This is a genomic window from Mesorhizobium sp. M7A.F.Ca.MR.245.00.0.0 (assembly GCF_003997415.1).
GTDB lineage: Bacteria > Pseudomonadota > Alphaproteobacteria > Rhizobiales > Rhizobiaceae > Mesorhizobium.
The window spans coordinates 49,759-57,754 of record NZ_RZTE01000038.1; the positions used below are offsets into that span (position 1 = coordinate 49,759).

General features: G+C 62.4%; 7 protein-coding genes. 5 read left to right on the top strand and 2 right to left on the bottom strand.

Annotated elements, in window-relative coordinates; all coding sequences use genetic code 11:
* Positions 1-1,027: NAD(P)/FAD-dependent oxidoreductase (locus EOB80_RS27455; RefSeq protein ID WP_245466455.1), on the top strand; the 1,027-nt coding region annotated here is incomplete at its 5' end.
* A 146-nt stretch (positions 1,028-1,173) separates the two neighbouring features.
* Complete coding sequence (locus EOB80_RS27460) at positions 1,174-3,150, top strand: bifunctional 2',3'-cyclic-nucleotide 2'-phosphodiesterase/3'-nucleotidase (RefSeq protein ID WP_127330938.1); 1,977 nt, start codon at positions 1,174-1,176, stop codon at positions 3,148-3,150.
* 34 nt (positions 3,151-3,184) lie between these two features.
* Here the strand turns inward: EOB80_RS27460 and EOB80_RS27465 are convergent, their stop codons facing one another.
* Complete coding sequence (locus EOB80_RS27465) at positions 3,185-4,183, bottom strand: glycerophosphodiester phosphodiesterase family protein (protein WP_127330940.1); 999 nt, start codon at positions 4,181-4,183, stop codon at positions 3,185-3,187.
* A 121-nt stretch (positions 4,184-4,304) separates the two neighbouring features.
* Positions 4,305-5,561: a cyclopropane-fatty-acyl-phospholipid synthase family protein gene (locus tag EOB80_RS27470; RefSeq protein ID WP_127330946.1), complete on the bottom strand. Its 1,257-nt coding sequence runs from the start codon at positions 5,559-5,561 to the stop codon at positions 4,305-4,307.
* 557 nt (positions 5,562-6,118) lie between these two features.
* On the opposite strand from EOB80_RS27470, the gene EOB80_RS27475 reads away from it, so the two are divergent.
* The 3 genes from EOB80_RS27475 to kdsA all read left to right on the top strand — a co-directional run.
* Positions 6,119-6,409 carry a Dabb family protein gene (locus tag EOB80_RS27475; RefSeq protein ID WP_023812050.1) on the top strand — a complete coding sequence of 97 codons (291 nt, stop codon included), beginning with the start codon at positions 6,119-6,121 and terminating at the stop codon, positions 6,407-6,409.
* Between the two features lie 112 nt (positions 6,410-6,521).
* Complete coding sequence (locus tag EOB80_RS27480) at positions 6,522-7,412, top strand: VOC family protein (protein WP_127330942.1); 891 nt, start codon at positions 6,522-6,524, stop codon at positions 7,410-7,412.
* The coding region (gene kdsA, locus EOB80_RS27485; protein WP_127330944.1) for a 3-deoxy-8-phosphooctulonate synthase at positions 7,409-7,996 on the top strand (588 nt) is incomplete at its 3' end. The genes EOB80_RS27480 and kdsA, both read left to right, overlap by 4 nt.

Here is a 7,996-nt window from a genome sequence, read left to right on the forward strand (position 1 = left end):
CACCGGTGTCGACCGCGCCGGCAAGCGCGTGCTGCTCGATGACGGCAGCGCGGTCGCCTACGACACGCTGGTGCTCGCCACCGGTGCCCGCCACGCCTATTTCGGCCACGACGAATGGGAGCCGTTCGCACCGGGCCTGAAGACGCTGGAGGATGCCACCAGCATTCGGCGGCGAATTCTCCTGGCCTTCGAGCAGGCCGAGCGGGAGACCGATCCCGCCAAGCGCCAGGCGTTGCTGACCATTGCGATCGTCGGCGGCGGGCCGACCGGCGTCGAGCTTGCCGGCACCATCATCGAGCTGGCGCATGACACGCTGCGCGGCGAATTCCGCAACATCGACACGCGGCAGACGCGCGTGGTGCTGATCGAGGCCGGCGACCGCATTCTGGCCAATTTCGCACCGAAGCTTTCCGACTATGCCAGCAAAGCGCTCGAGCGGCTCGGCGTGACGGTCGAGCTTGGCCGGGCCGTCACGCGCTGCGACGCCGAAGGTGTTGTGTTTGGCGATAAGCAACTGGCAGCCCGAACGATCCTGTGGGCAGCCGGCGTTGCCGCTTCGCCGGCCGCTGAATGGCTGGGAGCGAAGGCGGACCGCGCGGGCAGGGTGCTGGTCGAGCCCGATCTGACTGTATCTGGCAGCCCGGAGATTTTCGTCATCGGCGACGCCGCCCTTGTGCTGCGGCCCGATGGCCGGCCGGTGCCCGGCGTCGCGCCTTCCGCCAAGCAGGAGGGCCGACATGTTGCGGCCACCATCAAGGGCAGGCTCGGCGGCGACACGACCGCGCGTCCTTTCCATTACAGGCATGCCGGCGATCTCGCCACGATCGGCAAGCGCGCCGCGGTGATCGATTTCGGCTGGCTCAAGCTGACTGGCTGGGCGGCCTGGTGGCTGTGGGGAGTGGCGCACATCTATTTCCTGATCGGCTTTCGCAACCGGCTTGCGGTTTCGCTGAGCTGGCTATGGATTTACGCGACAGGCCAGCGCAGCGCGCGGCTGATCACCCAAGGCGACGACGACAAGGGCTGATTTCCTCGCCCCGATCGTTCATCCGCACGTCATCCGTTGCTGATCGAGTGGCGGCTTCATGCGCGCGACTTGTTGAATGGACTTAAGCAGGTTTCAGAGCGAAGTTCGCTTCGGGGCAGGGCTTGTCAGTTGTCGAAGGAGAAAACATGTCGCAACTGCTCCATCCCATATCCCGCCGCGATCTCCTTGCGGGCGCCGCCGCAGGGGCACTGATCATGCTGCATCCGTTCTCCGCCCGCGCTCAAGCCAACCAGGCGCATCTACGGATCATGGAGACCACCGACATCCATGTGAACGTGCTGCCTTACGATTACTACGCCGACAAAACGAACGACACGCTGGGCCTGTCGCGCACGGCGTCTCTCATCGATGCTGTGCGCAAGGAAGCCGTGAATTCGATGCTGATCGACAATGGCGACCTGCTGCAGGGCAATCCGATGGGCGACTACATCGCCTATGAGAAGGGGCTGAAGGACGGCGACCTGCATCCGATCATGAAAGGCATGAACCTGCTTGGCTACGAGTGCTCGACGCTGGGCAACCACGAGTTCAACTACGGCCTGTCGTTCCTGGATAAGGTGCTGGCCGGCGCCAATTTTCCCTTCGTCTGCGCCAATTTGATCCGCGGCACCGAGCTTGCCGCGAACCCGCGCGACGACAAGCTCTATCTCAAGCCCTATGTCATCCTCGACAAGAAGATCAAGGACGGTTCGGGCGCCGAGCAGCCGATCAGGGTCGGCATTATCGGCTTCGTGCCGCCGCAGATCATGGTCTGGGATCTCAAGAACCTCGAGGGCAATGTCAAGACGCGCGACATCGTCGAGGCGGCCAAGGCCTGGGTGCCGCAGATGAAGGAGGAGGGCGCCGACATCGTCCTTGCGCTCTCGCATTCCGGCATCGACGTGAAGCAGGGCTACATGATGGAGAACGCCTCGTTCTTCGTCGCCGGCGTCGACGGCATCGATGCGGTGTTCACCGGCCACCAGCATCTGGTGTTCCCCGGCAAGAAGGATTTCCAGTCGCTCGACGGTGTCGACACGCAAAAGGGCACGCTGCAGGGCAAACCCGCCGTCATGGGCGGTTTCTGGGGCTCGCATATGGGGCTGATCGACCTGATGCTGGAGCGTGACGGGTCGAAATGGAAGGTCGTTTCAGCCACCTCCGAAGCGCGGCCGATCTTCGAACGCCTCGACAACAAGAACAAGCCGACTGTCCCGGACGACAAGCGCATCATCGCGGCCCTCGAACAGGACCACCAGGCGACGCTGGCCTATGTGCGGCGTCCCGTCGGCAAGACCTCCGCGCCGCTTTATTCCTATTTCGCGCTGGTCGCCGACGATCCGTCGGTGCAGGTCGTCAGCCAGGCGCAGACCTGGTACCTCAGGGATATCCTCAAGAACACGCAATGGAAGGATGTGCCGCTGCTGTCGGCGGCCGCGCCGTTCAAGGCCGGCGGGCGCAACGGCGCCGACTACTATACCGACGTGCCGGCGGGCGACATCGCCATCAAGAATGTTGCCGACCTCTACCTCTATCCCAACACCGTGCGTGCGGTCGAAATCACCGGTGCGCAGGTCAAGGAATGGCTGGAAATGTCGGCCGGCATCTTCAACCGGATCGAGCCTGATAAGGCCGACCAGGCCCTCATCAACACTGATTTTCCGTCCTACAATTTCGACGTCATCGACGGCGTCACCTACAAGATCGATCTGTCGCAGCCGTCGAAATACGATGCCAAGGGCGGGCTGGCCAACGCTGGCGCCAATCGCATCGTCGACCTGCGTTTCGATGGAAAACCAATTGATCCTAAACAGAAATTCGTCATCGCGACCAACAATTACCGGGCGGGCGGCGGCGGCAATTTCCCCGACATCAATGCCTCGAAGATCATCTACGAGGCGCCGGACACCAATCGCGATGTCATCGTCCGCTATATCGTCAGCGAGGGCACGATCAACCCGTCGGCGGACGACAACTGGTCGTTCGCACCGCTGCCTGGAGCCAGCGCCGTCTTCGAAACCGGCCCCAGGGCCAAGGATTTCATTGCGCAGGTGAAATCGCTGAAGATCGAACCGGCGGGCGAGGGCGAGGCGGGCTTCGCGAAATACCGCATCCTGCTTTGAAGGGTGGGCTGCGGGGCGGCTCGATCCAAGCCCCTTACGGCGTGGATTGATCCGAGCCGAAACGTTCCTTGATGTCAGGCGTGACGAGATCCAGCGCATCCGTGGAAATGCCGCCGGAATAGCCGTCCGGCAGTTGCTTGATCAGTTCGGGATCGTCGAGCCCTTGCGAAAAGTCGCCGCCGGAATAAGGGCCGAGCAGATAGACGCGGCTGTCGACTCCTTGCATGCGATCGAGAAACCGGTTCGGCCACCCCCACATCCATTTCGCGACGTTGACGGGGATGAGCAAGGTGCCTTTGCGGCAGGCATCCGGAACGTAGCCGGTCCAGCCAATTGCGGCATAGCGCAGGATGCATTGCGTCAGCGATGCGCGGCTTAGCGTATGCATGTCCGGCAGCGCAGCCTTGACCGCGGCAATCGGCTTGTCGCCGCCATAGACCGAGAGATAACCGCGCTCGGCTGGTGCCAGCGTGGCAAGCCAGGCGGCCAGCTTTTCGCCTTCGCCCGGATCGTTGCTCTTAACGTTGATGTTGAAGCGGCGGGCCGGGAAGTGCGTCAGAACCTCATCCAGGGATGGCATCATGCCGATACCTTTGCCGCGGAATGGAAAGGTCTTGCTGCCATCCGCCGTATAGCCATAGCCGACATCGAGGGCCTTCAACTCGGCCATGGAATGGCTGCGCGTTTCTCCCGTGCCTTCCGTGCGGCAATCCAGCGTCCAGTCATGGAAGACGGCGAACTTGCCGTCCGTCGTCGGGTGAACATCCAGTTCGAGCGCGTCGGCGCCCAGCGCAAAGGCGGCCTCCATCGAGGGAATTGTGTTTTCGAGGTAGCCATGGCGCGGCGGCAACATGCGACTGGCGGTACAAGTCTGTCCTGTCATGCCTGCGCGCAAATAGTCCTGGGCAAGGCCGCGATGGGCAAGCATCTCCGGCTTGCCGGCGGGGCGACTCGATAACAGCGAGGTGTTGTTGAGCCAGATGCCCACCGCAGCGACAACAATGACGCCGAAGAAGATCGTCCGTCTGCGCATCAGGTGATTTCCGATTCGTCCGTCCTGCGCGGCATTCTGCTTCGCGATCGGACTTTTTGACGGCGACGGCGCGGCGATGTCGAGATCATGCTCGACATAGCCTGGTCAAGAGCGTGTCGGCTTACGCCTTGTAGACCACCTGGCGCACGTCGATGTAGCTGGCGCGGAAGCCAGCCTCGCAATAGTGCAGGTAGAACTCCCAGAGTTTCTTGAAGCGGTCGTCGAAGCCGAGCGGGACGATCTTTTCCCATGACGCCCAGAACCGGTGGCGCCACTCGGCAAGCGTGCGCGCGTAGTCGTCCGGAAACACGCGCTCGCGCAGATGGGCAAGGCCATGATCCTTGCCGAGCGCCTTCAGAATCGACGGCGTCGGCAGCATGCCGCCCGGGAAGACGTAGCGCTGGATGAAATCCGGCCTTGCGCGATAGGTGTCGTAGGCGGCTTCGTTGATGGTGATGATCTGCAGGCCGGCGGTGCCGCCAGGCCTTAGACAGGCCTTCATCTTGCCGAAAAACACCGGCCAGTATTTCTCGCCGACCGCCTCGAACATCTCGATCGAGGCGATGCGGTCATAGGTGCCGGTTTCGTCGCGATAATCCTGCAGCTTGATGTCGACCTTGTCGGCAAGGCCAGCCTTGGCGATGCGAGCCGTGGCAAAATCGTGCTGCTCGCGGCTGATCGTCAGCCCGGTCACGCGGCAGCCGATCTCGCGCGCCGCGAATTCGGCGAAGCCACCCCAACCGCAACCGATTTCCAGCACATGGTCCTTCGGACCGATCCCTGTATCCTTCGCCAGAGCGCGATATTTGGCGGCCTGGGCGCCTTCCAGGTCGTTGGCACCGGTCGTGTAGAGCGCCGAGGAATAGGTCATGCTCGGATCGAGCCATTCCTTGTAGAAGGCGTTGCCGAGGTCGTAATGCGCCGAGATATTGCGTTTCGAACCGGTGCGCGTGTTCTGGTTGAACCAGTGGCGTATGCGCTGGACGGTGTTGATCAGCCAGCTGGTGCCGCCCGCGATACGCTCGCCAATGACCGAATTGACCACGAACAGCTCTAGGAAGCTGGTCACATCAGGGCTTTCCCAATCGCCGTCCATATAGGATTCGGCAACGCCGATCGTGCCGCCGGAAAAGGCGCGGCCGGGCAAGCGCCAATTCTTCAGCACCAGTTCGGCATCCGGGCCAGGTCCCTTGCCGCCGACGAGCACGGCGCGGCCGTCCGGCAGCCTCACCCTGAGCGAACCGCGAGGCAGGTTCATTGCCGCCGACAGCACCATGCGCGCTTTCGCTGGAAGGCCTTTGACGATCTCGGCGAAGTTGAATTCATCGAGCCTGACCGCGTCGCTCAATGCTACGCCAACATGTTCCTTTTGCGCCATCTCATGCCCCTGGATTTCCGCGGTGTCGGCGCAAATTGCCGGGCCACGGTTCTCTTGGATCATTCGCCAGCTTCGAACGCCGCCGCGACCGGTTCGTCGGCGAGCGGGCTCGAACGAAGTGCGCGCCCCCTACCAGAGCTTCAGCGCTTCCCGGTGAATCCGTGCGACAATCTTCCACGTCATGCGGGGAAACTTCAAGGGGCAGGCTGCAAGCGGGGCTGTGCCAAGCAGATTGCTCCCGCCGGCGGGCATCTGTGCCTGTGCACAGCCAAGGCGCAGCGCGTCAAAAAACGCCTATGACCGCAGAATTCCTTGTGCGATAGATTTAGCCATGCGTTATGTAATCGTCATTGCCGCCATCGCATTTTTTTTGATCTGGGATGGCATGTACAATCAGGGCCGCTATCTCGACACCGCTGTGAGAGAGCTTAGCCATGTTGTGCGATATGTTACCAGCAAAGCTTAACTCCAGTGGCAGCAGCCGCGACATCCTTGTCGATTGACGCCAACGTCCTGCCGTCACAAAAGACCCCGGCACTTTGATCGAGGAGGCGGGGTTGATCCGGCATATCGTTTTCTTCAGCGCGCGGCGAAAAGAGGATGTCGAGGCTGTGCGCACCGGCTTGCTGGCGCTCGGCGACATTCCTCATTCCAGCCTGTTCGAGGTCACGCTCAACACCAAGGTGGACCCGCTGTCCGATGAGGTCGACGTGGTTGTCTATGCGGAGTTCGCCGATGACGCCGCGCTGGCCGCCTACAAGGCGCACCCGCTCTACGCGCAGACCACCAGCAAGGTCAAACCGATGCGTGAACTGCGCTATTCCGCCGATGTCGTCGCGGGGAGCTGATCGAACCTTGCTCCAGGGGCGCCTTTCGACGTCCGGTGAATTGACGGGCGAACTGGCCGGTATTGCGATCAAGTCTTGAACGGCTTTGCGGAATGATGCACATCGCGCCTGCATGACCAAAACCGCAGCCGCAGGCACCCATCCGCTCGATCATCTGGTGCTGCCGACGCACAGCCTCGATGTGGCGCGAGCCCGGCTCACCGCGCTTGGCTTCGTCGTTGCCCCGACCGGAATCCATCCGTTCGGAACGGAAAACTGCTGTGTTTTCCTGGCCGACGGCACCTATCTCGAACCTTTGGCGGTCGGCGACGAGCAGGTGGCGGCAAAGGCTATCGCAGACGGCAATGTCTTCGTCGCGCGTGATCGCGCCTACCGCGACAGCAACGGCGACGAGGGATTTTCCGCCATTGTTCTAGGCACGGGCAATGCCGATGCCGACCATGCACGCTATGTCGATGCCGGCATCTCGGCGGGAGACATGCTGGGTTTTTCGCGCGCCTTCACCGACCCTGCCGGCAAAAGCGACATCGCGTCGTTCAAGCTCGCCTTTGCGGCCGGAGCCGAGGCCACGGACGCCTTTCTGTTTGCCTGCGAGCGGGTCAACGCGCCTGATGTGGATCGCACGGCTTTGCAGGCCCACGCCAACGGCGCGACCGGAATTGTCGAGACCTTGGCGGTCAGCGATGCGCCCGGAAAGCAGCATGGGCTGATTTCCGTGGCGGTGGATGATCCGGCCGCCGACGGGCAGGGCGGCATTTTTCCCTTGCCGAATGCGGATTTGAGCGTGCTTGACCGCGCGGCTTTCACCGCGCGCTTCGGCCTGCCGGCCGGCGCGCCGACAGATCTACGCTTCGCAGCGGTGGTCTTTTCGGTTCGGAACGCCGATGTGACATCGAGGCTGCTTGCAGCCAATTCCGTCCAACACGATATAGCGGGCAATGATATCGTCGTGCGGCGTGCACCCGGACAGGGCGCGGCCTTTATCTTCCGGGAGATCCCATGAGCAAGCCGCAAGCGTCCAATTCGATGGTGCCCAATTCGTCTGTAGCCGTCGGCAATGTCGTCTTCGACAACAGGGCGGCTTTGTCCCTGATCGCCGGCCCGTGCCAGTTTGAATCGCGCCAGCATGCCTTCGACATGGCCGGCGCACTGAAGGAACTGACCGGCAGGCTCGGCATAGGCCTCGTCTACAAGACCAGCTACGACAAGGCCAACCGCACCTCGCTGTCGGCGACGCGCGGCGCCGGCATGGACGCAGCCCTTCCCGTCTTCGACGAACTGCGCAAGGAATTTTCGCTCCCCGTGCTGACCGATGTCCACACCGAGGAGCAGTGCGCCATCGTCGCGCCGCATGTCGACGTCCTGCAGATTCCGGCTTTCCTGTCGCGCCAGACCGACATGCTGGTCGCCGCGGCGAAAACCGGCAAGGTGATCAATGTGAAGAAGGGGCAGTTCCTCGCCCCCTGGGACATGAAGAACGTGGTCGCCAAGATCACCGGATCCGGCAATGCCAATGTGCTGACCACCGAGCGCGGCGCCTCCTTCGGCTACAACACGCTGGTCTCCGACATGCGCGCTCTTCCCATC

Bases quoted from the DNA above. Each gene is read 5' to 3' on its own strand.
- EOB80_RS27480 (WP_127330942.1), top strand. From the start codon at position 6,522: ATGACCAAAACCGCAGCCGCAGGCACCCATCCGCTCGATCATCTGGTG.
- EOB80_RS27465 (WP_127330940.1), bottom strand. From the start codon at position 4,183: ATGCGCAGACGGACGATCTTCTTCGGCGTCATTGTTGTCGCTGCGGTG.
- EOB80_RS27460 (WP_127330938.1), top strand. From the start codon at position 1,174: ATGTCGCAACTGCTCCATCCCATATCCCGCCGCGATCTCCTTGCGGGC.
- EOB80_RS27470 (WP_127330946.1), bottom strand. From the start codon at position 5,561: ATGGCGCAAAAGGAACATGTTGGCGTAGCATTGAGCGACGCGGTCAGG.